27 protein-coding genes are annotated in these 25,582 nt (G+C 67.0%); 3 read left to right on the forward strand and 24 right to left on the reverse strand.

What is annotated here, in order from left to right; all coding sequences use genetic code 11:
- Positions 1 to 105: 105 nt before the first annotated feature.
- The 21 genes from OO015_RS04270 to lon all read right to left on the reverse strand — a co-directional run bounded on the left by OO015_RS04270 (position 106) and on the right by lon (position 21,993).
- The gene (locus OO015_RS04270) at positions 106 to 1,377 is read right to left on the reverse strand and encodes a M16 family metallopeptidase (RefSeq protein ID WP_265939992.1); all 1,272 of its coding nucleotides are present in this window, start codon (positions 1,375 to 1,377) and stop codon (positions 106 to 108) included.
- Between the two features lie 47 nt (positions 1,378 to 1,424).
- Complete coding sequence (locus tag OO015_RS04275; RefSeq protein ID WP_265939993.1) at positions 1,425 to 1,904, reverse strand: CinA family protein; 480 nt, start codon at positions 1,902 to 1,904, stop codon at positions 1,425 to 1,427.
- Between the two features lie 40 nt (positions 1,905 to 1,944).
- A complete protein-coding gene (locus tag OO015_RS04280; protein WP_265939994.1) occupies positions 1,945 to 3,210 on the reverse strand; it encodes an MFS transporter in 1,266 nt (421 codons plus the stop codon).
- A gap of 86 nt (positions 3,211 to 3,296) precedes the next feature.
- A complete protein-coding gene (locus tag OO015_RS04285; protein ID WP_265939995.1) occupies positions 3,297 to 4,145 on the reverse strand; it encodes a hypothetical protein in 849 nt (282 codons plus the stop codon).
- A gap of 1 nt (position 4,146) precedes the next feature.
- Positions 4,147 to 5,130, reverse strand: coding sequence for a hypothetical protein (locus OO015_RS04290; protein WP_265939996.1), 984 nt, complete (start codon positions 5,128 to 5,130; stop codon positions 4,147 to 4,149).
- A 46-nt stretch (positions 5,131 to 5,176) separates the two neighbouring features.
- Positions 5,177 to 5,875 carry a DNA-3-methyladenine glycosylase gene (locus OO015_RS04295; RefSeq protein ID WP_265939997.1) on the reverse strand — a complete coding sequence of 233 codons (699 nt, stop codon included), beginning with the start codon at positions 5,873 to 5,875 and terminating at the stop codon, positions 5,177 to 5,179.
- 124 nt (positions 5,876 to 5,999) lie between these two features.
- Entirely contained in the window at positions 6,000 to 8,678 is a 2,679-nt protein-coding gene (locus OO015_RS04300) for a valine--tRNA ligase (RefSeq protein ID WP_265939998.1), read from the reverse strand.
- A 573-nt stretch (positions 8,679 to 9,251) separates the two neighbouring features.
- Positions 9,252 to 9,599 carry a hypothetical protein gene (locus OO015_RS04305; protein WP_265939999.1) on the reverse strand — a complete coding sequence of 116 codons (348 nt, stop codon included), beginning with the start codon at positions 9,597 to 9,599 and terminating at the stop codon, positions 9,252 to 9,254.
- A 245-nt stretch (positions 9,600 to 9,844) separates the two neighbouring features.
- On the reverse strand, positions 9,845 to 10,189 hold the full coding sequence (locus OO015_RS04310; RefSeq protein WP_265940000.1) for a hypothetical protein: 345 nt from the start codon (positions 10,187 to 10,189) through the stop codon (positions 9,845 to 9,847).
- Between the two features lie 267 nt (positions 10,190 to 10,456).
- A complete protein-coding gene (locus OO015_RS04315) occupies positions 10,457 to 10,660 on the reverse strand; it encodes a hypothetical protein (protein ID WP_265940001.1) in 204 nt (67 codons plus the stop codon).
- A 334-nt stretch (positions 10,661 to 10,994) separates the two neighbouring features.
- Entirely contained in the window at positions 10,995 to 11,630 is a 636-nt protein-coding gene (locus OO015_RS04320; protein WP_265940002.1) for a helix-turn-helix transcriptional regulator, read from the reverse strand.
- A gap of 477 nt (positions 11,631 to 12,107) precedes the next feature.
- The gene (locus tag OO015_RS04325) at positions 12,108 to 12,404 is read right to left on the reverse strand and encodes a hypothetical protein (RefSeq protein WP_265940003.1); all 297 of its coding nucleotides are present in this window, start codon (positions 12,402 to 12,404) and stop codon (positions 12,108 to 12,110) included.
- Positions 12,405 to 12,423: 19 nt separating this feature from the next.
- Positions 12,424 to 13,611, reverse strand: coding sequence for an aspartate aminotransferase family protein (locus tag OO015_RS04330; RefSeq protein WP_265940004.1), 1,188 nt, complete (start codon positions 13,609 to 13,611; stop codon positions 12,424 to 12,426).
- A complete protein-coding gene (locus OO015_RS04335; protein ID WP_265941015.1) occupies positions 13,608 to 14,444 on the reverse strand; it encodes a [LysW]-aminoadipate kinase in 837 nt (278 codons plus the stop codon). Before OO015_RS04335 ends, OO015_RS04330 begins: the two co-directional genes overlap by 4 nt.
- A 5-nt stretch (positions 14,445 to 14,449) precedes the next feature.
- Entirely contained in the window at positions 14,450 to 15,100 is a 651-nt protein-coding gene (locus tag OO015_RS04340; protein ID WP_265940005.1) for a class I SAM-dependent methyltransferase, read from the reverse strand.
- 10 nt (positions 15,101 to 15,110) lie between these two features.
- Complete coding sequence (gene argC / locus OO015_RS04345; RefSeq protein ID WP_265940006.1) at positions 15,111 to 16,169, reverse strand: N-acetyl-gamma-glutamyl-phosphate reductase; 1,059 nt, start codon at positions 16,167 to 16,169, stop codon at positions 15,111 to 15,113.
- A 34-nt stretch (positions 16,170 to 16,203) separates the two neighbouring features.
- Positions 16,204 to 17,088: a lysine biosynthesis protein LysX gene (gene lysX, locus OO015_RS04350; protein WP_265940007.1), complete on the reverse strand. Its 885-nt coding sequence runs from the start codon at positions 17,086 to 17,088 to the stop codon at positions 16,204 to 16,206.
- Positions 17,085 to 18,179 carry a [LysW]-lysine hydrolase gene (locus tag OO015_RS04355; protein WP_265940008.1) on the reverse strand — a complete coding sequence of 365 codons (1,095 nt, stop codon included), beginning with the start codon at positions 18,177 to 18,179 and terminating at the stop codon, positions 17,085 to 17,087. The genes lysX and OO015_RS04355 overlap by 4 nt, the downstream gene beginning before the upstream one ends.
- The gene (locus OO015_RS04360; RefSeq protein WP_416236588.1) at positions 18,176 to 19,012 is read right to left on the reverse strand and encodes an ATP-grasp domain-containing protein; all 837 of its coding nucleotides are present in this window, start codon (positions 19,010 to 19,012) and stop codon (positions 18,176 to 18,178) included. Before OO015_RS04360 ends, OO015_RS04355 begins: the two co-directional genes overlap by 4 nt.
- 2 nt (positions 19,013 to 19,014) lie before the next feature.
- Positions 19,015 to 19,170: a lysine biosynthesis protein LysW gene (gene lysW, locus OO015_RS04365; protein ID WP_265940010.1), complete on the reverse strand. Its 156-nt coding sequence runs from the start codon at positions 19,168 to 19,170 to the stop codon at positions 19,015 to 19,017.
- Positions 19,171 to 19,623: 453 nt separating this feature from the next.
- Positions 19,624 to 21,993: an endopeptidase La gene (lon, locus tag OO015_RS04370; RefSeq protein WP_265940011.1), complete on the reverse strand. Its 2,370-nt coding sequence runs from the start codon at positions 21,991 to 21,993 to the stop codon at positions 19,624 to 19,626.
- A gap of 263 nt (positions 21,994 to 22,256) precedes the next feature.
- Between lon and rpsP the strand changes: the two genes are divergently transcribed.
- From rpsP to rimM, 3 genes are read left to right on the forward strand one after another with little or no spacing between them, the layout of a single operon-like run.
- Positions 22,257 to 22,580 carry a 30S ribosomal protein S16 gene (gene rpsP / locus OO015_RS04375; protein ID WP_265940012.1) on the forward strand — a complete coding sequence of 108 codons (324 nt, stop codon included), beginning with the start codon at positions 22,257 to 22,259 and terminating at the stop codon, positions 22,578 to 22,580.
- Positions 22,581 to 22,592: 12 nt separating this feature from the next.
- On the forward strand, positions 22,593 to 22,949 hold the full coding sequence (locus OO015_RS04380; RefSeq protein ID WP_265940013.1) for a KH domain-containing protein: 357 nt from the start codon (positions 22,593 to 22,595) through the stop codon (positions 22,947 to 22,949).
- Positions 22,903 to 23,457, forward strand: a complete 555-nt coding sequence (gene rimM, locus OO015_RS04385) for a ribosome maturation factor RimM (protein ID WP_265940014.1) — start codon at positions 22,903 to 22,905, stop codon at positions 23,455 to 23,457. The genes OO015_RS04380 and rimM overlap by 47 nt, the downstream gene beginning before the upstream one ends.
- On the opposite strand, the gene hisIE is transcribed toward rimM, so the two are convergent.
- The 3 genes from hisIE to aroH are packed head-to-tail and all read right to left on the reverse strand — an operon-like array spanning position 23,442 to position 25,578.
- Positions 23,442 to 24,095: a bifunctional phosphoribosyl-AMP cyclohydrolase/phosphoribosyl-ATP diphosphatase HisIE gene (hisIE, locus tag OO015_RS04390; protein WP_265940015.1), complete on the reverse strand. Its 654-nt coding sequence runs from the start codon at positions 24,093 to 24,095 to the stop codon at positions 23,442 to 23,444. The two genes, rimM and hisIE, sit on opposite strands and share 16 nt — an antisense overlap.
- An 11-nt stretch (positions 24,096 to 24,106) precedes the next feature.
- Entirely contained in the window at positions 24,107 to 25,165 is a 1,059-nt protein-coding gene (gene aroF, locus OO015_RS04395; RefSeq protein WP_265940016.1) for a 3-deoxy-7-phosphoheptulonate synthase, read from the reverse strand.
- The gene (gene aroH / locus OO015_RS04400; protein WP_265940017.1) at positions 25,162 to 25,578 is read right to left on the reverse strand and encodes a chorismate mutase; all 417 of its coding nucleotides are present in this window, start codon (positions 25,576 to 25,578) and stop codon (positions 25,162 to 25,164) included. Before aroH ends, aroF begins: the two co-directional genes overlap by 4 nt.
- Between the last annotated feature and the right edge of the window lie 4 nt (positions 25,579 to 25,582).

Genomic DNA, 25,582 nt, shown 5'->3' on the forward strand with positions numbered 1-25,582 from the left:
CCGAGTATGTACGGGCGAGGAACTCCCTGTCCGCTCATACGATAACAGAGGGAACGATCATTGGAAGCAAGCCGGTTTCACGATGCCCAGCGCGGATGGTCGACGCTACGCCTCGCGCACGACCGTGAGCAGTCGCTCACCGTCCTCGAACGGGCCGATCGCCGCCAGCGCGAAGCGCTCGGGCCGGAACAGCTCCTGGGCGAGCGCCTGGATCTCCTCGCTGGTCACCGCCCGGATACGGGCGATCACCTCTTCCGGCGTCAGCACTTCGCCGAAGGCGAGTTCCTGACCGCCGATCCAGCCCGCGACCGCCCGGCTGTCTTCCAGCCCCATGACGATCCGCCCGACCCGCAGCTCTTTCGTCCGCTCCAGCTCGTCCACCGGTACCGGCTCGCGCACCAGCTTGTCCAGCTCTCCCCGTACGGCGCGCAACGCCCGCTCCGCCCGCTCGATGTCCGTCCCGGTATAGATCACCGCCTGGCCGACATCGGCGTACTCGCGCACGTAGCCATAGACCTCGTAGGCTAGCCCTTGCCGCTCGCGAATCTCCTTGAACAACCGCGAGCTCATACCGGAACTCAGCACCGCATCGAGCATGCCTTGCACGAACCGTCGCTCGTCCCGGTACGGGAGTGCCGGCAAGGCCACACAGAGGTGCGCCTGCTCGGTCGGCCGCGCCAGGATTCGGACGCCCGGTCGGGCATCGTCCAGACGCGCCGGATGCGGATCGGCTGGCCCACCCGGCGCCAGGTCCCCGAAGTACCGCTCGACGAACTCGACGACCTGCCCGTGCGTCAGGTCACCTGCCGCCGCCACGACCAACCGATCCGCCCGGTAATGCTGCGCGAGATAGGCGAGCAGCTCCTCCCGCGTGATCGCCTGCACGGTCTCCTCGGAGCCGATGATCGGTCGACCGATCGGATGGCCGGCCCACAGTGCCTGATCGACGAGATCGTGGACGTAGTCGTCCGGCGTATCGCGGATGCCGCGGATCTCCTCGACGATCACGTGCCGCTCTTTCTCCAATTCGGTGGGATCGAAGAGCGAATGCTGCAGCATGTCGGCGAGGACATCGAACGCCAGCTCCAGATGCTGGCTCGGCACCTTCACCCAGTAATCGGTGTGTTCCCGGCCCGTCGAGGCATTCATGATGCCACCCACCCCCTCGATCGCCTCGCTGATCAGGACCGGATCGGGCCGGCGCGCTGTTCCCTTGAAGAGCATGTGCTCGAGAAAATGGGAAATGCCGGCCATCTGGTCGCTCTCGTACCGCGATCCCACCCCTACGTACACGATGACCGTCGCCGAACGCACGTGTGCCATCCGGCTCGTGACGACGCGTATGCCGTTAGGAAGCTGTGTCTTCTCGTATTCCATACGCTCCACTCGTTCCCAGGAACGATCGGTGAATCCGTACGCACGAATCACTCGCGGACGGCTTTCAGCAGCAACCGCAGCGCCGCTTCGGCCGCCTGCTCGATGTTTTCCCAGCGTGTCCCCACGAACCGGTACTCTTCGACTGTCACCCCATGCGGGCCGGCACACGCAACGTAGACCAGCCCGACCGGTTTGCTCGGTGTCCCACCACTCGGCCCAGCGATGCCGGTCGTGGCAACGGCGTAGTCGCTACCGAAGCGCTCGCGCGCGCCGCGCGCCATGGCCTCGGCGCATTCGCGACTGACCGCGCCAACGGTACGGAGCACCTCGGCAGGAACACCCAGGAATGTCTCCTTGACACGATTGCTGTAGGCGATGACCCCGCCGAGGTAGTACGCGCTGCTCCCCGGTACGGTCGTCACCAGGTGCCCGATCAGCCCACCAGTGCACGACTCAGCTGTCGCCAGCGTGAGCTGACGCTGCGTCAAGATCTCGTAGACCTCGCGGGCAAGCGGGTGTTCCGGCACGATCGCCCCTCTCCGAACTGCGGTCAGGAAGTATACCGTCTCAACCGGACGGCTCGAGCGTCCACTCGTCCAGACGGTCAGCCAGGAGCGTTACCGGGATCGCTGCCGCGACGAGCGACGCCACGACGAGCAAGCTGCCGATGGCGAGGAAGGCACGATCGGCACCCAGCTGGTCGCCCAGCCAGCCACCGATGCCATTGGCGACGATCAGCGCCGTGAAGAGCAGGGTGGAACGGAGCGCGAAGACCCGTCCCATCAAGCTCGCCGGGGTGATCCGCTGGACGATCGTGACACTCGGCACCAGAAAGAGCAAATTCCCGAAGCCGGTGAGCCCGGTCAGCAGCACCGCGACCCAGAGCGGGGGCCCCACGCCCAGCCCAGCTAGCCCAGCCCCCATCAGGACCAGCCCCGACAGGACGAGCGTGCCGAGCCGCCGGGTGTTCAGTACCCCCGTGAGGAGCGCCCCGGCCACGCTCCCCACGCCGATCCCGAAGTTGAGCAGGCTGTAGGCGACTTCTCCTTGCGCGGACACGCCATAGGCATAACCGACCAGGAGCGGCATCGCCATACCGATCGCGATCGCTCCCAGGGCGACCAGCATCGTGTTCGTCCGCAGCAGCACATTCCGGAAAAGGTAGTTGACCCCGTCGACGAGCTCGCGCCAGACGAGCGCGGTCGATCGCTTCTCCACGTGCGGCTGTGGTGGCAAGCGGAGCGGCCAGAGAACGGCAGCCGAGAGAACGTACCCGAGCGCAGCGACCGCGAATGCGAAGACAAGCCCTCGGTCACTCCCGAGGAGCGCGACGAGCCCGCCGACGACCAAACCAGCCAGTGGATAGCCGCCGATATCTCCCAAACTCTCGGCGAGCGAGGAGAGCGAATTGGCCCTCGTCAACTGGCCCTGCGGCACCACCGCGGGGATCGCCGCCATCTTAGCTGGCCGATGCAGGATCGCGGCCGCATTGATCAGGAACAGCAGGACGTAGAGACTACCGATCCAGTACTCTCCCGCGATCGGCAGCAGCATCACCGGCACGACGCGCGCGAGATCGGAGGCGATCATCACGCGCCGCCGATCGACCCGATCGACGACGACACCAGCGAGCGGTCCGAGCACGAGATCGGGCAGCCCAGAAGCGAGAAACGCCAGCCCAGCGACCGTCATGGAGCCGGTCAGCTCGTACACCAGCGCAGCCAGCGCTACCCGGTGCACCCGGTCGCCGATCGTCGCGACGAGATCGGAAATCCAGAGCGCCGCGAACCGCCGGTTCCCAACCAGCAGCTCGAGCGGCTCCCGCCACTGCACCCCTTCCCTCCCCGAGACTGTTCGCCCGAGTCATACGGGGGAAGATCGCCCAGGAGTATAGCCGAAAATGCTGGAACGAATCGCCGTCAGCCCTCGCCGCTCGGCTGGACGCCTTTCGTCTGCAGCTGGCGGATATCCGCTTCGACTTCCGCAAGCTGCCTCTGGATCACTGGCAGGCGATCGCGCGCCCGCTGCCAGTCGCGGAACACCTCGTCCCGCTCCTGGCGGAGCCGATTCCGTTCCAGCAGGAGCTGCTGCCGTTGCCAGTCACGGGCTGTGCAGGTCGGACAACGGCCGCGCACGTCCCGCCAGCCGCCGCACTGTTCGCACGGGCGTGCCAGATCACCCAGGGTCAGCGGCGACCAGATCGGCTCCCGCCGCGCAGCCGACAATGCGTCAGCCGCGACCAGATCGAGGCTCGCTTCGAGCGTTTCCAACAGTGCAGCAGGTGCCGCCTGGTAACCGACCGCCCGCAGAATCTCGGTTGCATTCCCCTCCACGCGCCGGAGCCGCGCCGGCGCGAGCTGGTGTCCCCTTTCGGCCCAGTCCACTTCCTCGACCCAGCGCAGGGCAACGCCGGCGATGTCGAGTGTGACGGTCGCCGCGGTACGCTCCGGCTCGACGGTGACCGCGATCGGAACCGCCGGCAACGGCGGATCACCAGTTCGGGCCGGTGCACCAGCTCGCTGCGCTCGCTGGTGCTCCACGTCGGCGATCGCCGCATCGAGTTCACGGAGCCGCTCGGTCCAGCGGTTCTCCGGCTGGAGCGCGTGCTCGGATTGTGCCAAGTCGTACCGCAACTCCTCGCGACGCCGGAGCAAGCGAGCCAGGAGACGGCGCTCAGCCTCGCGGACGAACGGCCGACCCGGTTCTGGTGTCGCTCGCTCGGGTTCTGCGTCCCGTTTTTCGCGGTCCCGTCGCCACCAGCGCAGCATGTCACGCTCCCTGGGAAGCGACGCTCAGCGCGTCAGCAGCCGACCGCAGTCGCTCCAGCAGCGCGGCGAACGGCGAGGGGTGCTGGTAGAGTACCTGGTCGGGGACGATCACGCGCCAGGTCGCGCGCACCACGGGTGGCTCCCCAGCCAGTGCGACGACCTCGATCACGTCCGGCCGATCGCCGATCCGCGTCAGCAGCACCCGCTGTCCATCGGCACGCTGCCAACGGAGCGCCAGCTGCGGCGCACCGGCCTGCTGCTCCACGGTGAGCGTCAGTCCGGGTTCCGCCGCCCGCAATTGCTCAGCTGCTGTGGCCAGTTGCCGCCAGGCCAACGCACGCCGGTCACGCTCGTCGAGCCGCCAGGAGAGGCCGATCCGCTCCGAGACACGCCAGCGCAGCCAGCGACTGCGCCACAACCCGATACCGGCGAGGAGGAGTCCAGCGTGCGCGAGCCCGAGAACGCGTGGAGACATCCCGCCGGAGCTGTAGAGCTGCACCCAATCACCGTGAAGCCCAGTCGCGAAGTCGAGCAGTGGGTAGAACACGAGGCTGGTCGCGAGTACCAGTCCACCAGCTACCAACAGCAGTGCATTGACGGACCGCCGCAGCGGAGCGAACAGCCCGGCCACGACCGCTGCCAGGCCGAGTCCGACACTGACGAGGTTCCCGCTCAGCGTGATCCAGAACTGGGCTCGCGCGTCCGTGACGCCGGTATATTCGACCCAGCCGAGGAACAGGAGATACCCGAACCCGGTCACCTGCCCACCGGCCAGCCAGACTGCGACGGCATGACCGGCTTCGTGCAAGAGCACGCTGATCGGGACGAGCACGAAGAGCGCGAGCTCGACGAGCAGGCCGAGCTGACTAGCCTCGAGCGGCTCAGCGAAGAGACGCTTTCGTACCCGCCAGGCCCGCCCCAGCGCCCGGACCGATAGCAGCACCATCACGAGACTCATCAGCTGGAAGGCCGGGAAGGGAATCATCGACCGTTCCCGTTTCGCCGGGCCGATCGGCCCACACACCTTCAGTCTACTCGACGTGCCCTCGCCGCGAGACGGCAGGATGGTCCGCCACGACGAAGCGCCAAAGAAGGTGCTGGCCACGCGAAATCCCGATCCGCGGGGTGCTCACGACCCGTTCGGGAGTCCCGCCTGGCTGGAGCCAGACCGGCGGCCGGTCCAACGGGATACCGTTGTGCTCGAGACCGATCCCGAACGCGATGGCCAGCGCCCCCGGTCCGCTCGCCAGGCGCTCGTCCGGAAGCAGGCGCTGGCCCGGTCGCATCGCCTGCCGGCGCGCCCGCATCACCTCGAGACCGACGAGTGGTGCCGCTCCACGGAGCAGGACCGCTCCGGCTCTCCCTTCCGGCTCGGTAACGACATTGCAGCACGGATACACACCGTAGGCCCGGTACACGTAGGCATGACCCGGCGGCCCCCACATCGCCTGCACCGGACCGTTCCGGTAGCGTGCCGCATGCGAGGCCGGATCGTCCGGCCCACCGTATGCCTCGACCTCGACGAGCACACCCGCGACCAGCTCGCCATCGACGACACTGACCAGGATCATCCCGAGCAACGCCTGGGCCACGTCCAGCGTCGGCCGGTCGAACCAGGTCAGCGGGACAGCGAGAGAAGGATCGAACCGGCCACTGTTCGCTGCACGTTCAGGACTGCTTTGTCGCTCCGGAACCGGTACAGCACCCATGGCGAGTGACGTCACCTGCACCCGCGCACACCGCATCTCGAGCATTTCGCTGCCCGACCCCGATCGGACGCCCCGGCACGCAGACGGAGCAGACCATGCGCCACGCGCGGCAGCAGTCCGGCTCGCGGTCGGTCGCACGAGTCGTTCAGCCGAGTTCTTCCAGGCGCTGCTGGATCAGCTGCACGCGTTCTTCGATGTCCGCCAACTTCGTCCGCTGCCGTTCCACTACCTGAGTGGGCGCACGGCTCACGAACTGCTCGTTAGCGAGCAAGGCTCGTGTCCGGTCGAGTTCGGCCAGAAGCGCTTCCAACTCGCGCTGCAGCCGCTGCCGCTCCGCATCGATGTCCAGCATGCCCCGAAGCGGTAGATAGATCACCGCATCGTCGACGATCAGCGAGACGACCTGCTTGGGCGCCTCGAGGAGTTCGTCCACGTAGGTCAGGCCATCGCTCGCCACTCGCGCCAGGAAGCGGAAGATCCCCTCGCTGTCCAGGAAGGTCTGCCGGTGCGAGCCCGGGAACACGATCGCCTGGACCCAGCGGGCTGGTTCCACGCCCGCTTCCGCACGAGCATTGCGCACCGCTCGGATCGCCTCCATGAGGAACGCGAACTCGCGCTCTGCCTCCTCGTCGACGAGTGCGGTGTCGGGCTCCGGCCAGGGAGCGACCATGATGCTCTCGCCGGCGTGCGGCAGCCGCTGCCAGAGTTCTTCGGTCACGAAGGGCATGAAGGGGTGAAGCAGGCGCAACGCCCGTTCGAGCACGTAGGCCAGCGTCTGCCGGGCAGCCTGAGCCCGGTCGCCACCAGCGTTGATCGCCACTTTGCTCGCTTCGATGTACCAGTCGCAGAACTCCGACCAGAGGAACTCGTACAGCGCGTGTCCGGCCTCGTGGAACTGGTACCGCTCCATGAGGTCGGTGACCGATTCGGTCACCCGCTGGAGCCGACTGAGAATCCAGCGATCGGCCAGACTCACCGACTCGCGGCGCGGCGGCAGGACCGAGCCGTCCGGAGTACGTTCGACCTCACCGCCCGCGAGCGCCCGCAGCGTATAGCGCGTCGCGTTCCAGATCTTGTTGGCGAAGTTGCGGCTCGCTTCGACGCGATTGAGGCTGAGCTTCATGTCCGTCCCCGGGCCGGCCATGGTGACCAGGGTAAAGCGGAGCGCATCGGCGCCGTACTGCTGCGTCACCTCGGTCGGATCGATCACGTTCCCTTTCGTCTTGCTCATGCGCTGGCCACGCTCGTCTCGGACGGTTCCGTGGAGGTAGACCGTGTAGAACGGCACTTCACCCATGAACTCGAGCCCGAGGAAGACCATCCGGGCGACCCAGAAGAAGAGAATGTCGTAGCCCGTCTCCATCACCGAGCCGGGGTAGAAGTAGCGGAGATCTTCGGTATCGTCCGGCCAGCCGAGCGTACTGAAAGGCCAAAGCCCGCTCGAGAACCAGGTATCGAGCACGTCCGGATCCTGTTCGATCCGCGTGCTGCCGCAGTGCTCGCACCGCTCGACCGTTTCCTCAGCGGTCACCGTGAGTCGACCACAGTCCTGGCAATACCAGACCGGGATGCGATGCCCCCACCAGAGCTGTCGCGAGATGCACCAGTCGCGCACGTTCTCCAGCCAGTGGAGGTAGACCGCTCGGAACCGCTCCGGGATGAACTGGAGCGTCCCGTTGCGTGCTACCTCGATGGCCGGCTGGGCCAGCGGGGCCATCTTGACGAACCATTGCTTGCTGATCATCGGCTCGACGACCGTGCCGCAGCGCTGGCAGTGCCCGAGGCTGTAGCGGTGGGGCTCCGTCCGCACCAGGTACCCCTGGCGGTCCAGTTCCTCGACCACCCGCCGCCGTGCCTCCTGGATCGTGAGCCCAGCGAACGGTCCAGCGTTTTCGTTCAGCGTGCCGTCCGGGTTGAGGATGTTGACCGGCGGCAGGTCGTGCCGCTGCGCGATCTCGAAGTCGGTGAAGTCGTGTGCGGGCGTCACCTTGACCGCACCCGTCCCGAACGCGGGATCGACCGCCTCGTCCGCGACGATGCGGAGGCGCCGCCCGAGCAGCGGGAGGATCGCCGTCTTGCCGATCAGATGCCGGTAGCGTTCGTCCTCCGGATGGACCGCCACACCCGTATCGCCGAGCATCGTCTCCGGTCGCGTCGTCGCCACGACGACCGATTCGTCGCTCCCTTCGACCGGATAGCGGAGGAAGTAGAGCGTCCCTTCGAGCTCCTCGTGGTCCACCTCGAGGTCGGAGAGCGCCGTCATGCAGCGCGGGCACCAGTTGATGAGCCGCTCGCCGCGATAGATCAGCCCCTTGTCGTACAGCCGCTTGAAAGCGGTGCGGACCGCCCGCGAGGGGCCGGGATCCATCGTGAAGCGGAAGCGCGTCCAGTCGCAAGAGGCACCGAGAATGCGCAACTGCTCGCGGATCCGACCGCGGTAGCGGTTCATCCAGTCCCAGACGCGCTCGAGGAACTTCTCGCGCCCGAGATCGTGCCGGGTGAGCCCCTCCTTCAGGAGTTCGCGCTCGACGACCCACTGGCCAGCGATGCCTGCATGATCGGCCCCGGGGAGCCACAGCGTCGGATAGCCCTGCATCCGCCGCCAGCGGATCATCAGGTCCTCGATCGCGACGAACAGGGCGTGCCCCATGTGCAGCTCGCCAGTGACGTTCGGTGGCGGCATGATGATGACGAAGGGCTTCCGGCTCCAGTCGATGGTCGGGGTGAAGTAGCCCTGCTGCTCCCACCAGTCGTACCAGCGCGACTCGACCGCTCGTGGCTGATACGCCGGAGCGAGTTCGTCCGAATGCGCCACCTGCGTCATCGCATCCCACCTCCACGTCCAGGATCGCGGGGTCGAGAACCGAGCATCCACGTTGTCGTCACGGTGCACGAGCGGCCGGGGTCGATCGGCTGAACACCACGACCCGTCCAGCGGGACGGCCTCCCGGGCAAGCGTACCGGTCACTGCCGCGTACCGTCAACGCAGGGCCTTACCGCGCGGCCAGCTCCGTACCCCACGGCGATGACGGATCGCCGACGACACCCTTGCCACGCTCTGGCTACCGCCGCCGAGCAGCCTGACCAGCCAACGACACGAGAGCATCCCCGAACCCATGGGGACATCCTCGACCGAAGCGCGAGCGTCTTCAGACGGTTCCACGGCTGAGACTGCCACAGCCAGGAGAGCTCGCTCGTCTCTACCGCGCTCGCTCCCCGATCTGGTCGCGCGGGTCCTCCGACGCAGTCGTCTACACAGCCAGGCTCGTCCTCCTACGGCCTGCGCTTGCGACTCCCGGGGACCGGACAGCCCAGTTCCGGGCGATAGCAGTCGCTTCTCCAGGTCCGGCTCGCCCCACGCGCTAGCAGCCGACGCCGCGAGACGCGACGCTGGCTCTCATCCCTCCGATGATCGTACCCCGTTCTCCGGCTGCTCCGGGCGGCTCGCCTTCCGCTCGAGCCACCACGTCACGTGGATCGAAAAGATGAGAATGGCGATGGCGATGAGGCCGCGCAGCCAGACCGGGCTTCCCGCGAGGTCGGTGTCCCAGACCGGCCCCCGCCGGATCCCCTGCCAGAGGGCTACTCCGATGAGCCAGGTGACCAGGAGTTCGTAAGCCCAGTCGAGTACTCGGTACGAACGGAAGCGCCGGATGACCCAACGAACGTGGGCCACGATCAGGAGCGCGAGGCTACCGAAGTAGGCGACAGCTGAGAAGAGCGGATACCAGCTTTCCGAGAGCATGGGAGAATCCTCCTCCATCCAGGCTGAGCGCCTCGCTCACGGTCCCCACGGCGGCTCTTGCCAGCAACAGTCGCATCACCAGACGCACGACCGCCACAAGCAACTCGCATCGAGCCGGTATCGGAAGACTGCCACCTGACCCGGGGTGTCCCGTGCGGTCATGACGCCCCTGCCAACTCCAGTGGGTACAGACGAGCGTTTCAGAGGGCTAACCCACCAGCGCGGTGTAGTCATGCACGGATAGCCTAGGCCGAACGTGCTGTTTCGCTCCCGTGCAGAGGCGTCCTTCCACTGGCTCGTCCTCTCTGCCGTACCCGGCGTAGCAGGGCCCACACATGCATCAGCACGAGCACTCCGGCCACACTCGCTGCTGCCGGGCTGGCCCAGTACCGGTACCACCCACGATCCCACCAGAGCACGAGCCACAGTGGCGTGACGAGCACGATCGCTCCAGCGAGGACCTTCCGACGCCTGGTCAGCGGCTGTCTCGTTGCGAGGGAGGTGCCCGTGACCAGTTCCGTAAACGCTTCGCACACAACGAGCACGGCGATGGTGTACCAGCACCAGGTCGCGAGCAGGCTCCACGGCATAGATCCACCTCCTCAGGGCTTCCTCAGCCCGGCGGGACGAGGCAGCAGCACGTGCAACCCCACCCGCCCGGGCAGGATGCCCACAGGCAGACTGCACCGTAGGAGATGAGCACGCAGGCAAGACAGCGCCAGGAAGGGGGAATACAGACGGAGAGGCACGCTTGGCAGCAACTGACGAACGCTCGCCGATCGAACCGGCAACAGCAGCTGCATGGCACCTCATAGGACGGCACTCCTGCAAAACCTGTTCAGAGTGGTTCACCCGTACTAGCTGACCGTTCTCGCTGAACCGGATGAGACGCACGGGTTCCCCACGTCGATCAGGAAGGCCGCCGAGCGTCCACGATCGTCGCGCAGTGCCGGGATACCGACCTGCTCGGTCACTGTTGCGACGATCAGCCACAGCGTCCGCCCGTCGGCCAGCCGGTGCTCGGCTGCCTGCGCCTCGGCAAGCTCTGCCGCACCGAGCACCGCCGGAAGGTCCGGCCCCGGCCAGCAGCTCCTCGCGGAGCTTCTGCGTCGCGCCAGCAGCGACCACGGTCGTCTCGACCGGCTCGACGGCCCACCGGGGCCGCGCCTTCCCTGCTCCCTGCTCCTCTGCTGCCACTGGTCGCGTCATCCCTCGCCAACGAGCCGGGCCAGCACCGTGCTCGCTCCCGACCGTCGTCGCGGTGCGCGCCGCCACGTCCGGTCCTTCTCCGGTAGTCCGTCATCCCAAGTGTCGGCCCGCACGGGTGACCGAAACCAGTCCCTTTCGGTGGACAGTGCTGTCCACCGAGGGTGCACCCCGCTGTCCTCCACCCCCTCAGCGGGGCAGCAGCCCCTGCCGGCGCGCCGCCTCCACCACCGCCAGTCGTCCCCCCGTTACACCCAGCTTGGCCGCCAGCCGCCGCACCCGCCCCTTCACCGTCGCCGGAGCGATGCCCAGCCGTGCCCCGATCGCCCCATAGGTGAGGTGCCAGTCGGCCAGGAGCGGCAGGAGCTGCTGCTCCACCGGGCTCAGCCGCGGACGTCCCACCTGCTCCCGCCACAGCGCGGCCAGCTGGGCAGCCGCTGTCGGCCCGGCCACGAGCAGCGGGCTGTGGCTGAACACGGCGAGCAGGACGGGCACCGCCGCCCGGTCGAGATCGGCCCAGGTGAGGAGACCACGGAGCGGCAACCCGGCCGTGAGGAGCCTGTGGAGCAGGTGGGACTGGAGCGTGCGGGCGAGGAGCAGGCTCGGCTGCTGGGCGAGGAGCGCGAGGAGTGCTGGGTCCGGTGGCTCGGCGAGGTGATCGCTCCCGAGGACGAGGAGGTCGGGCTGGAAGCGGACGAGGAGCGCCAGCGCGGTGGCACGGTCGTGGGTGAGCTGGACGGCGGTCACGCCTGGGCAGGCGCGGAGCTGGCGTGCCAGGTCCTGCCAGCCGAGCGCCTCGTCCGCCAGGAGCAGGATGCGGGTCATCGCGGACGCCCCTTCCGGGCAGTCGGTCGGTTGCCGGAACCATACCATGCTCGCTGCCGTTCCGGCAAGCGAAACCGGAGCCATACGGTACCGCCGGCGCTACCGAGGTAGCGTGATGGGAACCCCAATGACCAGCGCGAGCGGGGTAGCACGCCGTCCGGAGGGTGCCCAGTCAGGCTATCTCGCCGGACGGCACTGCCCCTGACCTCGCCTGCTGCGAACCCTGGGAAGTCGATCAGCTGTAGCCCGATTCACGCGCAGGCAAGCTGATGCCGTCTCGCTCGGCAAGTCGGGGTCAGTCGGGACTCAGATCGGCGTGCAGGCTTCCTGACCGAGGAGTCGCACTACCCTGGCATGCACCCGGAAACGTGCAGCGCACGCCTCGCCAGCCGAACGTGACAGCGATGAGCGAGCCGAAAACGCCTTCTCAGCCCGTACTGGCTCGAGCGAGATGGTGCCCAGTGGGCGCTCGCCTGTTCACTCCTCCGGCTCGACGCGCACGCTCGGGAACCGCTGGGCCAGGCGCTCCTGCAGCTCGCTGAGGTACTGCGCCTCCGTCGCGAGCACGTGCTCGGTCATCTCGCGCAGCCGTCGCGTCAGGCGAGCCGAGAGGGCGAGCGCGCTGCTCGCGAGCTGCAGCGCCTCCTCCGGCGCGAGATCGCCTCGTCCAGCCTGCTCGAGGAGCTGCGCCATCCGCTCCTCGTACGTCGTCACCATCACACCGAAGCTGCGCAAAAGCACGCGCGTGGAATCGCCGGGGCGCTGCTCGGACATCTGGGCCTCCGATCGTCGTTCAGCCAGCTCGTACCGCATCCAGCGCTTCGCCGATTCGGAGTACCGCGTCGTCGATATCCTCGCGCGTCAGGACGAGCGGCGGCAAGATGCGCACGACCGTCGTTCCGGCCGGGAGCGCCAGGACACCGCGTTCTTGCAGGGCCTTCAGCACCGGCGTCGCTCGGGTCTTGAGGTCGAGGCCGAGCATGAGTCCGATGCCGCGCACTTCCCGGATCAGCGGGTGCCCGAGAGCCTCGAGTCGCTCGCGGAAATAGGCACCGAGTTCCCCGGCCATCGGGATCAGCCCGTCGTCTTCCAGTGTCTCCAGCGTCGCCAGACCGGCCGCGCAGGCGAGCGGGTTGCCCCCGAAGGTGCTGCCATGAACGCCGGTCGGCAAAGCGAGCGCGACGTCTTCCGTCATCAAGGTCGCGCCGATCGGGACACCGTTGGCCAATCCTTTGGCGACGCAGAGCAGGTCGGGAGAGACGCCCGCATGCTGGCAGGCGAACCAGGCCCCGGTTCGGAAGGCAGTCTGTACCTCGTCGAACACCAAGAGCGCTCCGCGCTCACGCGTGATCCGTCGTGCTGCCGCGAGGTATTCCGGCGGTGCCGGGTAGATACCGGCCTCGCCTTGCACCGGCTCGAGGATCACCGCAGCCGTCTCCGTATCGACCGCCGACTCGAGCGCCGCGACGTCTCCGTACGTGACGTGCACGACCTCCGGCAAGACCGCGAGGAACGGCTGCCGGTACTTCGGCTCGCCTGTCGCCGCCAGCGCCCCCAGCGTGCGTCCGTGGTACCCGCGCTTCGCCGCCACGACCTTGCGCCGGCCAGTGACCGCCCAGGCGAACTTCAGTGCAGCCTCGACCGCTTCCGCACCCGAATTGCTCAGGAACGCCCGCGCGAGTCCGTGCGGTGCGACCGCGAGCAGCTTCTCGAGAAACGCTGCCCGGACATCCGAGGCGAACGACTGGTGGCAACTCAGGAGCCGGCTCGCTTGCCCGACGATCGCTGCCGTGACGCGTGGGTGCGCGTGACCCAGGATATTCACGCCGTAGTTGCTCATCAGGTCGAGGTACCGCTGGCCGTCACTGTCGTAGAGCCAGACACCCTCCCCGCGCACCAGTGCGATGCCACGCTTGGCGTAGAGCGGCGGCTGCAGCGACTCGTCCAGCTGGAGGATGGCGGTCGTCGATCGCGCCGTCATGGCCGCACCTCGACAGGACTACCAGCGGTCAGGACGGTTCCCACCCCCGCCAGGGCACGCTGGATCGGCTGCGGAACGCGCGCATCGGCGAAGACGACGCGCCCGATCCCGGCCTGCACGGCCTTGCAGCCAGCCTCGACCTTCTTCTTCATGCGACCTTGCGCCGCCGTCATCGCTGCCTCGACGCTCGCCGGATCGCTCACGTCGACAGTCGCGATGAGCGACTCCGGATCGCGCACGTCGCGCAGGAGTCCAGGCGTATTGGAGAGGATGACCAGCGCCTCGGCCCGCAACGCCACAGCCAGCTGCATCGCCAGCTTGTCGCCGTCCACGTTGATCGCTTCGCCCTGGTGGCTCACCGCTGGCGGCGTGAGCACCGGCAGATAGCCATTGTCGAGGAGCAGTTCCAGCAGTCGTGTCTCGACCTGCTCGATGCTGCCGGCATAGTCGCCGCGGAGGACCTTCGGCTTCCCGTTCTCGATCGCGCGCAGCGTGTCCTTGCGCGGCCCGCTCGCGATCCGGCCGTCCATCGCGGTGAGGCCGACCGCGTTGACACCACGCTGCTGCAACCCCTCGACCAGCCGCTTGTTCACGAGACCAGCGTAGACCATCAGCATCAGGTCCATCGTCTCCCGGTCAGTGAAGCGGCTCACCTGGCCGGTCGACGAGGTCACGAGTCGCGGCTCGCGCCCGAGCCGGCGCGTCCATTCGTCGAGCATGGCGTTGGCACCGTGAATGAACACGATCCGGTGCTCCGGCCAGAGGGCCGCCAGATCGTCGAGCGTCAGCGCCGGATCGATGCCTGCACTCCCACCGAGCTTCACCACCAGCATCGCTGTCACGCCGCTCCCTTCGTCGCACCGTCGTGTGGTTTCTCCCAGACCGTCGTGTGACCGAGAAGAAATCGCCGCTCCTCCAAGAGACGCAAACCGGCCGCTTCGCCCAGTTCGCGCACACGCGCGTACCGCACGTAGTGCGGGTCACCGACGTGCTCGACGACCGCGAGCCGCCCGCCAGGCCGGAGCACAGCCGCGAGCTCGCGGAACGTCGCAGCGGGATCGTCGGTTTCGCCGAGCACGTGCACGAGCAGCGCGCGGTCGTAGGTCTCTGGCTCGAGTGCAGCCAGCGTCCCCCGCCCGAGCTCGGCCAGGAGCAGTCGGACGTTCGTCACCCCACGCTCGGCTACCCGCTGCCGAACATACTCGAGCATCCGCGGCTGGACATCGACCGCAGTGACCGAACCAGTCGGCCCGACGATTTCCGCGAGCGGGATGGTCAAGCGACCAGGGCCTGCTCCCGCATCGAGGAGGTGCATCCCTGGCTGCACCTCGAGGAGCTTCGCCAACTCTTCGGGCCGGGCGATCGCCCGCGCTCCGGGCAGCGTCAGGAACCAGGCGAACCGCGCCGAGAAGGGTCGCCGCCGGGCGAGGGCCCAACCGAGACCGATCCCGAGCGCGAAGATGCCGACAACCAACCACCGACGTCGCACGCTTCTGTCCTCACAGCGGGTGGAGTCCGGGGAACTCCAGACCGAGCGTCTCCGGAAAGCCCAACCGGATATTCATCGCCTGGACCGCCTGGCCGGCCGCACCCTTCATCAGGTTGTCGATCGCGGACATCACGACCACACGCTGGCGTCCACCCGGCAGTTCGTCCAGCTCCCAGCCGATGTCGCAGTAATTGGATCCGGCCAGGATCTTCGGCTCAGGATAACGGTGGAGACCGCTCGTCTCCTTGACCAGGCGGACGAACGGCTCCTGCCCGTAGGCAGAGCGGTATACCTGCCAGAGGTCACGGTCGGTGAGCAGCCGGTTCGGGAAGACGTGGGCGGTCGCCAGGATACCGCGGACTGCTTCGACGCTCGTGACCGAGAGGCCGAGCGACGGCGTCTTGCCGCACACCGTCAGTTCCTGGAGCACCTCGGCGGTGTGCCGGTGGCCGCCCGGCTTGAACGGCCGGATCACGCCGCTCCGCTCCGGGTGATGGCTGGCGGGCCCAGCTTCACCGCCAGCGCCCGACGAGCCCACCTTGCACTCGACCGTGACCGGCATGTCGAGGTCGACCAGCCCGGCCCGGAAGAGCGGCGCCAGACCCAGGATCACGGCAGTCGAGTTGCAGCCTGGCGAAGCGATGTAGCGCGCTGTCTTGATCTCCTCGCGATGGAGTTCCGGGAGGCCGTACACCGCCTGGCTCAAAAGCTCCGGCCTGGGATGCGACCAGCGATACCAGACTTCATAGGCCTGCGGATCGCGCAACCGGAAATCGGCCGAGAGATCGATCACGACCGGCGCGCGTTCCAGCAAGCGATCGACGATCGGTGCCGTCTCTCCGTGCGGCAAGCAAGCGAAGAGCACATCGACCGGTTCCAGCGCCTCCGGCGGGACGAACTTGAGCGTCGTCCGCTTGCGCAAGTTCGGGTGCACCGTGTGCACGAACTTGCCGGCGCGCGACCGCGAGGTGACCTGCTTGACTTCCACTTCCGGGTGGCTCAAGAGCAACCGCAAGAGTTCCCCACCGGTATAGCCGGAGCCGCCCAGGATCGAAACCGTGACCGTCATCCAGGTACCGCCTCTCCCTCCCAGTCGGATGACATCAGTGGCTCAGAACCATCACAGGCGACGCTCCCTGCGTCGCCCGTGCCAGCACGTACTCCGCGATCAGCCCAGCCACATCGACATGGGTTGTCCGCATCAGCCCCTTGAACTCGACTCCGCCGTTGACTTCCAGAACCTTCAGACCGTCAGCCGTCTCGACCAGGTCGACGCCCGCGATATCGAGTCCGATCGTCCGTACGGCGCGCAAGGCGGCGCTCTCGATTTCCGGTGTCACCGGGCACGGCTGCGAGACAGCACCGCGCGCCACATTGGTCACCCAGTGATCGGCCATCCGGTAGGATGCCGCGACCACCCGATCCCCTACTACGAAGACGCGGATATCCCGCCCCGGCTTCTCGACGTATTCCTGAAGATAGAAGACACCGTGGTGGAACGAGCCGAGCGTCCGCTTGTGCTGCAGGATCGCCCGCGCTGCAGCCGGCGAGTTGACGCGAGCGAGCAGCCGGCCCCACGAACCGGTGACCGGCTTGATCACCGCCGGGTATCCCAGCCGCTCCAGCGCAGCGAGTGCGCTCTCGACGTCGAACGCGACCATCGTGCGCAAGGTCGGCACGCCAGCTGCTGCGAGGAGACGCGTCGTGAGCACCTTGTCATCGGCGATCGCTGTCGCCTGACTCCGATTGATCGTCGGCACTCCGGCCGACTCGAATAGGTGCAAGGCGACCTGGCCACGGCTGTGCGCCATGCAGCGGTCCAGGACCAGGTCGATCTGTGGCCACGAGCCCTCGTCGGTGAGATCGAAGACGAGCTGCCGGTCATAGAGGCGGATCACTTCCGCGCCACGCTCGGCGAGCGCACGCAGCAAGAGCTTCTCTTCTTCCCGGACATGCGAGAGCAGAACCCCGATCCGTGCTGCGCTCACGACTCGTCCCCCCATCGCCCACCCACGATCTGATGCGCAACGCGCTCGATCGCACGTTGCAGAACCGCAATGCCACGCACGAATTCGTCGATCGCGATATGCTCGTTCGGTGTATGGTCCAGCCGCGAATCGCCCGGTCCATAGGCCACGATCGGGCAGCCCCAGGCTGGACCGACGATGTTCATGTCGGACGTGCCGGTCTTCACCTTGAGTTTCGGCTCGCCGCCGAGCTCGCGGATCGCCGACAGGAACGCCGAGACGAGCGGCGACCGCTTGTCGACCCGGAACCCCGCTGCATTCACGGTGGCCACGACCTCACCGGAGCCGGCCAGCCGCTGCGCCGCCGCGACCGCCTTCTCCGGCGCGAAGCCGGGCGGAAGGCGCAAGTTCGCGCGCAGCCAGGCCTGCTCGGTCAGTCCATCACCGCTCGTCACGATACTCAGGAGCGTCGGCGTGACTCGATCGAACTCCCGCGTTCGGCCAGCGCTCTGCTCCTCGCACCAGGCCACGAGCGCGTTCCAGAACGCGACAGCGTCTTCGGCTGCTGTAGTGCTGGGTCCGGCTGCATGTGCCGAGGGGCGCACGATCCGGTACTCGATCGCGACCGAGCCCTTGTAGCCGAGTACCACGCCGTCCCAACCGCTCGGCTCACCGATGATCACTGCATCGGGCCGCGGGTGATGCTCGACCAACCAGTTCGCTCCTCGCGAACTCATCACTTCCTCTTCGACCGCTCCGACGACCGTCAGGCGAAGGCCCGGAGGTAACTGCGCACGAGCTCCAGCGAGCACGAAGGCTGCCAGCGGGCCCTTCGCATCGACAGCACCACGGCCGTAGAGTAGTCCATCCACCTGCCGGACCGGAATACGACCCGGAACGGTATCGATGTGACCGAGCAACATCAACTCGCGGGGGCCGCTCCCGCGGACACCGATCGCGTTGCCCGCTTCGTCGGGGCCAGCCTCGTAACCGAGTTCTGCCATCCGGGTGCAGAGCCACTCGACGGCAGCAGCTTCTTGCCCCGACAGGCTCGGGATCCGGAGGAAGGCTTCGAGAAACGCAGCAGCCTCGACAGCGAGTTCCGTCGTCATGCCGTTCCCCCGCGTTCCGCTTGTTCCTCGTGCACCTGCTCGATCACGAACGCTGCGATCCGCTCGGCCACCGGAAGACCATGCTCAGCCAACTCGCGGAAATGGACGAGGTTCTCGGCCGAGACGACAATCGGCCCACGCTCAGTGTCGACCGCATCGACGGCATACACACCACTGCCGAGTCGGCTGACCAGGGCCATCGCCAGCGTCTGCCACCGGTCACGGTCTTCGAGCACGAGCGGTTGCTCGCCACCGCGCCCTCGGATGACTGCGAGCAGTTCCGTTCCGACGACAACCAGTCGTCGCAGTGCTTCCGGTTCAGCAACCGCCTTCTGGACGAGCACCGCCCGCTCGTCACCCAATACCCGACGGTGCTCGACGAGTGCCTCGGCGGCATCCGGGTCCTCGACATACGCGACCGGCATGGTCGGATCGACCACGAGGGACTTGAGATAGACCGGATAGCCGAGTGACGCGATCGCCCGCAACGTCGCTGCCTCGCCGAAGGCGACCACGGTCGGCGGAGTCGGTATACCCGCGACGATGAGGTGGCGCAAGAAGGCCAACCGGTCGGCCAAAAGACGCGTCGTCGCTGGGCGGTTCACCACCGTCCCACCGCGTGCCGCCAGGAGCGCCGCGAGAGCGGTCGACTCGCTCGTCGCACGCTCTCGATCGAGCGAGACCGACGGCAACGGCTCGGCGGTCTCCTGCAGTGGAATCGCGAGGTCGTTCGGATCGCACAGCTGCGCCTCCCAGCCGACGGCAGCGAACGCTTGCTGGAGCAACCGCTCTTCGACGCGAAGCCGCTCGGCCAGGAGGGCAACCGTCTTCATCGTCACTCACCCCAGTCCTCTTCTTCGGCCGGAGCGAGCCCGAGCTGCAACGGATCGACCGAGAGGACCTCGAGATCGGCTCCACACTCCGGACAGGAGACGATCTCCCCGACCTCGACATCCGTGAGACCGAGATCCGCACCACACTCCGGGCACATCGTTCGACACTCCCTCCACAACCTTGCGTTCCGCCACTCGTCCGAGAAAACAAAATCGGCGGTGAGCTGCTGGGCTCACCGCCGCTCCGGACTCTCCGTTGGCGCGTCAGGTCAATCGGACCATCCGCCCACGCTTCCGGTTGCGGCAGGAGCCCCCAGAGGCCTGGGGGCGGGGATAGGTGCGGGGATCACCGCGCAGCGCACGGCGAACGGCCGGAGCATCGGTTTCTCGGTTGGCAACCAGCTTCCTAACACCGTTCGCTGCCCCATCGTGATCCCGCTCCGCTCACCGCACCGGAGCGTCCACGTGCCACTCTACCACAGGTGCGCCTCGAAGGCAAGTCCGATCCACCTTGACCGCCGTTCCGTACCGCATCGAGAACGAGACTCGAGAGGTTCCGGGCATGCGGCCTTATCCGTTCGGGACCGACCTCTCCGAAGGTACCGGCTGACCTACTCTTCCTGAGCCGGCGACGCGAACTCGTGACCCGCTCGTGCTGGCTCGACACGGTCGAGCAGGGCGAGCGACAGCGTCTGCTCGACGCTCTCGACCCAGTGAATCGTCAGCCGACGTGTCACACCCGCCGGGAAGCGCGCCAGCTCGGCTCGGTTACCGATCGGCGCGACCAATCCACGCAGGCCAGCTCGCTGTGCGGCCAGCACCTTCTGCCGCAAGCCACCGACTGGGAGCACCCGTCCGCGCAAGGTGATCTCCCCGGTCAGCGCCAAATCGGCACGCACCGGCCGCTCGGTCACCGCGGACACCAGAGCCACCACGAGCGCGAGACCAGCCGACGGGCCGTCTTTGGGCAGTGCCCCTTCCGGCAGATGGACGTGGACGTCCAGTCGCTCGGCGAAGTCTCTCGCGAGTCCGAAACGTTGCGCGTGCGCTCGCACCCAGCTCAGCGCTGCCCGGGCCGACTCCTGCAGGATCTCGCCAGCCTGTCCGGTGACGAGGAGCTCGCCGCGCCCCGGCATGACCAAGACCTCGACCGGTACGAGCATCCCACCGAGCGGCGTCGCCCCGAGTCCGTAAGCCACGCCGATCTGCGGTTCCGGATGCGCCACCAGTTCGCGGTAGGGCGCTGGACCGAGGTATCGGCGCAAGACCGCCGGGGTCACCCGGCGACGCGCGAGCTGGCCGTTCGCCTGTCCGCACTCGATCGCCTCGCGGGCGACCTTCCGGCACAGCGCCGCCAGTTGTCGTTCGAGCTCCCGTACCCCCGCCTCGCGGGTATAGCCGGTGATGAGCTCGTACCAAGCGGCATCGGTCAAGTCGAGCATGCCTTCCGGAAGACCATGCAGAGCCAGCTGGCGGGGGAGCAAGTAGCGCCGACCGATCTCCCGCTTCTCCTCCTCGCTGTACCCCTCGATGACGATCGCTTCCAGCCGGTCACGCAAGGGGCGCGGCAACGGCTCGAGCGAGTTGGCCGTCGCGATGAAGAGCACCGACGAGAGGTCGACAGGAAGATCCAGATAGTGGTCGAGGAAGTACCGATTTTGCTCAGGATCGAGGACTTCGAGCAAGGCAGCAGCCGGATCGCCCCGGTAGTCCACCACCAGCTTGTCGATCTCGTCGAGCAGGATGACCGGATTGCGTGCTCCCGCCCGTCGCAACGCCTCGACGATGCGACCGGGATAGGCCCCGAGATACGTGCGCCGATGCCCACGGATCTCGGCCTCGTCACGGACGCCCCCGAGACTCACCGTGACGAAACGACGACCCAGCGCTTCGGCGATCGAGCGCGCGAGGCTCGTCTTCCCGACACCGGGCGGGCCGACGAAACAGAGCACCATCGTCCCGTGTGCGCGACCACCCGTGAGCGCCCGCACCGCCAGGTAGTCGAGCAGCCGTTCCTTCACCTGGTCGAGCCCGAAATGGTCGCGCTCGAGAATCGCCCGCGCCCGCTCGAGATCGAGTGTTTCCGGTGTTTCGACGGCCCACGGTACGCTGAGCACCGTCTCGATATAAGTGCGTGCGACTGTCGCTTCCGCGGTCATCCGCGGCATCCGGGACAGACGGTCGATCTCCTGCTCGATCCGCTCGCGCACGTGTGGCGGCGCCCCGCACTCGGCCAGACGGCGGCGCAGGAGCTCCGCTTCCTCGCGGGCGTCGCTCGGTTCGTCGGTGAACGGCACAGCTTCACTGGCGAGCCGTGACCCGCTCGAGCCGCCGTTGGTTACCGGCACAGGCTCGGGCGCGTTGTTCCGGCGTGCGAGTTCGCGCTCGATCAGCGCTGCCAGCTGCTCGAGCCGGTCGTGCGGATCGACGAGTTCCAGGAGACGCTGGCGGTAGGAGAGATCGCGGACGAGCTGCGTGGCGAGGAGATCGGCGAACCGGTCAGGATCGTCGGTCTCGTCGAGTGTCCGCCGGCAGTCGTCGTCCGGAACACCGAGGTACTGGGCGAGTTCCCCCAGACGCTGTCGCAGCCGCTCGACAACCTGATGCGTATCAGGCCTGACCTCGGCGATGAGCTGCTGAACGCGTGCTTGCGGGACAGAGGCGGAAAGATCGGCCGTCAAGAGACGAACCCGCCGGATCCCCTCGAGGCGAACCTGGAGACGGTGGCCAGCTTGCGCCGTCACCTCGGCGATTCGTGCCAGCGTGCCGATCTGGTGCGTCAGCGCTGTCGGAGCTCGACCATCAGCGTACACTACGACGATGAGCGCGGCCTGTTGTTGCCGGGCCAGCTCGATCGCCCGGCGAGCCTCAGTCCGACCGACCGCGATCGTGATCGCGTTGCCAGGAAGGAGCACGGCACTCTGGAGGACGAGCAGCGGGAAACGGGACGCATACAGATCAGCGCGGCTCGGACTCGCCATGCCCAGCCCTTCCCTCCCGTCTGTCCCACACCCCAGCTGGGCGTATGCCAGTCGGTCTCCCCTCTGGGCACCTGCCAGTGTGCCAACTCGACACGCCAGCGGCAACCTGCTCGCTCCGCGTTCGTGCCGAATGCCCCGATTGACGGAGCGGTCTCGGCGCTGCTACAGTTTGCAAGTGCGCATCGGCCGTCGGGTCGATGATTTGCCGTAGTACGAGTATGGACGCTCGGTGCGAGAGTGACGGAGGGTGGAGCGAACCGACCATGATCAAACTGCGTCTACGCCGAATGGGCAAGAAGAAGCAGCCACACTATCGTATCGTCGCGGCGGAAGCACGCTGGCCGCGGGACGGTCGATTCATCGAGGTGATCGGCTATTACAATCCGCGAACCGATCCGTACACGCTCGAAGTGAACGTCGAGCGCGCACGCTGGTGGCTCGAGCACGGCGCGCAACCGACCGATACGGTGCGGGCTCTTCTCGTGCGTGCCGGTGTTCTCCCGCCACGCCAAGCGGGGCAGGGCACCGTGCAGCAGGCACGACCCGAAGCCTCCACCGAGTCAGCCAATCAGGAATCGAATGCCTAGAGGGGGTTGACCGTGCAACGCCGCGACGCCCAGCGTCCGCGCAACCGCCCACCACGACGCGAGCAGCCGATCGTCGATCCGGAACTTGCCATGTCGCGCCTGGCGACCCTCGTTCGATACATCGCCGGCCAGCTCGTCGACGATCCGGATGCCATCCAGGTGCGCACCCGGCGTCGCGGCCGCACCGTCATCTTGCGCCTGTCCGTCCCGCACGACCAGCTCGGGAAGGTAATCGGTCGCGAGGGACGGATAGCGCGAGCGATCCGCACGATGCTCGCGATTTCGGCCGTGCGACAAGGTGTCCACGCGAGCCTCACGATCGATGACCAGGTCGAACCACAGTCACCAGCGGCGACCGGAACGACCTGATTTGCCCGAGCGCCTCTCGATCGGCCGGATCGTCGGTGCGCATGGTGTTCGGGGAACGGTCAAGCTCCGCATCTGGACGCACTTTCCCGAGCGGATACCCGAACTCGACCACGTCTACCTCGACGAGGAGCCGACACCGCGTCGCCTGCTTCGCGCCCAGCTCGTGGGCGACATGGCACTCCTCCAGATCGAGGGTATTTCGACACGCAACGACGCTGAGGCCTTGCGCGGTACGGTGGTGCGGATCGACCGGAGCCAGGCAGCTCCGCTCGGGGAGGACGAGTATTATCACTTCGAGATTCTCGGTCTCCGGGTCGTCGACGAGACAGGGAACGACCTCGGCACGGTCGTCGAGATCCTCGAAACGGGCGCGAACGACGTCTACGTCGTCCAGCAACCGGACGGCAGCGAACTTCTGCTTCCGGCTATCCGCTCGGTGATCCTCGAAGTCGACCTCGAGCGTCAGCGCCTGGTCGTTCGCCCACCGCAGTATTACGGTGAAGAGTGACCACGCCGCTCGCGCAAGACCTGCCAGACCTGCTCGACTGGAACGCCGCATGCCTGCAGCAGGACGAGCAGGTGGTACAGCAGGTCGGCCGCTTCGCGCGCGAGCGGCTCCGGCTCGCCATTCTTGGCCGCGACGATCACTTCGGCCGCTTCCTCGCCGATCTTGCGCGCGATCCGGTCGACCCCGGCAGCGAGCAGCGCACTCGTGTAGGAACCAGGCTGGGGATCGGCTGCCCGCGCCGCGATGACACGGGCGACTTCGTCGACGATCGCAGCGCTTTCTGGTGCCGCTTCGAGACGCGCCAGTGGTTCGGTATCGAAGCAGCTCGTCTTCCCGGTGTGGCAGGTCGGTCCATGCGGTCGCACACGAGCGAGCAGCGCATCACCATCGCAGTCGACACGCAACTCGACCAGTTCGAGGACGTGGCCGGACGTCTCGCCCTTCATCCAGAGTCGCTGGCGACTCCGACTCCAGAAATGGACGCGACCCGTCTCCAGGGTACGGCGTACCGCCTCGGCGTTCGCGTAGCCGACCATCCGCACCTGGCCGGTCGCTGCGTCCTGCACGATCACCGGAACGAGGCCATCGGCACCGAACCGGATGGCACTCAGCACACTTGCGACCGTCTCTTCGGCCATCACGTTTCCCATCAATCGGCTGGCGACAAGCTCGGTTCGGCAGTCGGCACGCCGCGCACGCTCCGGCCGATCGCGCGCGCCACTGCCGCGAGCTTGGGCATGACAGCTGCGAAGTTCTCCGGTGTGAGCGATTGTGCACCGTCGGAGAGTGCGTGGTCAGGGTTCGGATGCACCTCGACGATGATCCCATCGGCACCAGCGGCCACGGCCGCCAGCATCATCGGCGGGACGAGATACCAGCGCCCCGTCCCATGGCTCGGATCGACGATGATCGGGAGATGGCTCAGGTGCTTGACAGCTGGGACAGCGTTGAGATCGAGCGTATTGCGCGTGAACGTCTCGAAGGTGCGGATACCCCGCTCGCACAGGATGACCTGCTCGTTCCCTTGCGCGGCGATGTACTCAGCCGCGAGCAACCACTCTTCGATCTGCACCGACATACCACGCTTGAGCAAGACCGGCTTCTTGGCGCGACCGACCGCCTCCAGGAGCAGGTAGTTCTGGCAATTCCGGGCACCGATCTGGAGCACGTCCGCATATTCCGCAACCAGATCGACGTGCTCGGGGCTGAGTACTTCCGTCACGATCGGGAGTCCCGTTTCCTCGCGAGCCTTGGCCAGTAACTTGAGCCCCTGCTCGCCGAGCCCGCGGAATTCATAAGGGGACGTCCGGGGCTTGAAGGCACCACCGCGTAGCATACTGGCTCCGGCCGCCTTGACGGCCTGCGCCGTCTCGATGATCTGGCGTTCGTTCTCGACCGAGCAGGGCCCGGCGATGACGACCACCTCGTTCCCGCCGATCGTGACATCGCGGACCTGGATCACGGTATCGAGCGGATAGAACTCGCGGCTGACGAGCTTGTACCGCTTGCTGACACGGATCACCTCCTCGACACCGGGCAGGCGCTCCAGCGCCTCCTTGAGCGTATCGGGAAGCGGCGATCCCACGACACCGATCACCATCCGCTCTGCACCCGGTGCCAGCTTCGTCTGAAAACCGAACTCGGCGACCCGATCGATGACCGCTTGGATCTGCTCCTTCGTCGCCCCTGGCTGCATCACGACGATCATCGGTCCATCCCTCCCGCTCCTCGACGGTCTTCGCTGATCCACGTCGGTTCGTGGCCGAATTCTGGCCGCAACACTCGCGCCCCGCGCAGATAGACGTGCCGGATCTCGCGCGGCGATTTTTCCGTGTTGACGTGCATGAGGACCCGCACGACCCCTTGCGGTGCGCCGGGTACGTCCATCTCGTGGGCACAGAGAAGCGGCACGTGTACCCAACCGAGTTCCCGCGCAGCGACCGCCGGAAAGGCCGCATTGAGGTCGCGCGTCGTGGTGAAGATGATGCTGGCGATCTGGTCCGGTTCGATGTCATTCGCTTCCACGAGTGCGAGGAGCAACTCGCGGGTCGCGCTCACGATCGCTTCAGCGGTGTTCGCCTCCACGGTCGTCGCACCGCGGATACCACGGCACTGGAGCATCGTC

Origin of the sequence: Thermomicrobium sp. 4228-Ro, assembly GCF_026241205.1 — a bacterium.
In the GTDB taxonomy this organism is placed as follows: Bacteria; Chloroflexota; Chloroflexia; order Thermomicrobiales; family Thermomicrobiaceae; genus Thermomicrobium.

Bases quoted from the DNA above. Each gene is read 5' to 3' on its own strand.
- OO015_RS04270 (WP_265939992.1), bottom strand. From the start codon at position 1,377: ATGGAATACGAGAAGACACAGCTTCCTAACGGCATACGCGTCGTCACG.
- OO015_RS04285 (WP_265939995.1), bottom strand. From the start codon at position 4,145: ATGCTGCGCTGGTGGCGACGGGACCGCGAAAAACGGGACGCAGAACCC.
- OO015_RS04290 (WP_265939996.1), bottom strand. From the start codon at position 5,130: ATGATTCCCTTCCCGGCCTTCCAGCTGATGAGTCTCGTGATGGTGCTG.
- OO015_RS04300 (WP_265939998.1), bottom strand. From the start codon at position 8,678: ATGACGCAGGTGGCGCATTCGGACGAACTCGCTCCGGCGTATCAGCCA.
- OO015_RS04305 (WP_265939999.1), bottom strand. From the start codon at position 9,599: ATGCTCTCGGAAAGCTGGTATCCGCTCTTCTCAGCTGTCGCCTACTTC.
- OO015_RS04310 (WP_265940000.1), bottom strand. From the start codon at position 10,189: ATGCCGTGGAGCCTGCTCGCGACCTGGTGCTGGTACACCATCGCCGTG.
- OO015_RS04320 (WP_265940002.1), bottom strand. From the start codon at position 11,630: ATGACCCGCATCCTGCTCCTGGCGGACGAGGCGCTCGGCTGGCAGGAC.
- OO015_RS04325 (WP_265940003.1), bottom strand. From the start codon at position 12,404: ATGTCCGAGCAGCGCCCCGGCGATTCCACGCGCGTGCTTTTGCGCAGC.
- OO015_RS04330 (WP_265940004.1), bottom strand. From the start codon at position 13,611: ATGACGGCGCGATCGACGACCGCCATCCTCCAGCTGGACGAGTCGCTG.
- OO015_RS04335 (WP_265941015.1), bottom strand. From the start codon at position 14,444: ATGCTGGTGGTGAAGCTCGGTGGGAGTGCAGGCATCGATCCGGCGCTG.
- argC (WP_265940006.1), bottom strand. From the start codon at position 16,169: ATGACGGTCACGGTTTCGATCCTGGGCGGCTCCGGCTATACCGGTGGG.
- OO015_RS04355 (WP_265940008.1), bottom strand. From the start codon at position 18,179: ATGACGACGGAACTCGCTGTCGAGGCTGCTGCGTTTCTCGAAGCCTTC.
- OO015_RS04360 (WP_416236588.1), bottom strand. From the start codon at position 19,012: ATGAAGACGGTTGCCCTCCTGGCCGAGCGGCTTCGCGTCGAAGAGCGG.
- lysW (WP_265940010.1), bottom strand. From the start codon at position 19,170: ATGTGCCCGGAGTGTGGTGCGGATCTCGGTCTCACGGATGTCGAGGTC.
- lon (WP_265940011.1), bottom strand. From the start codon at position 21,993: ATGGCGAGTCCGAGCCGCGCTGATCTGTATGCGTCCCGTTTCCCGCTG.
- rpsP (WP_265940012.1), top strand. From the start codon at position 22,257: ATGATCAAACTGCGTCTACGCCGAATGGGCAAGAAGAAGCAGCCACAC.
- rimM (WP_265940014.1), top strand. From the start codon at position 22,903: ATGACCAGGTCGAACCACAGTCACCAGCGGCGACCGGAACGACCTGAT.
- hisIE (WP_265940015.1), bottom strand. From the start codon at position 24,095: ATGGCCGAAGAGACGGTCGCAAGTGTGCTGAGTGCCATCCGGTTCGGT.
- aroF (WP_265940016.1), bottom strand. From the start codon at position 25,165: ATGATCGTCGTGATGCAGCCAGGGGCGACGAAGGAGCAGATCCAAGCG.
- aroH (WP_265940017.1), bottom strand. From the start codon at position 25,578: ATGCTCCAGTGCCGTGGTATCCGCGGTGCGACGACCGTGGAGGCGAAC.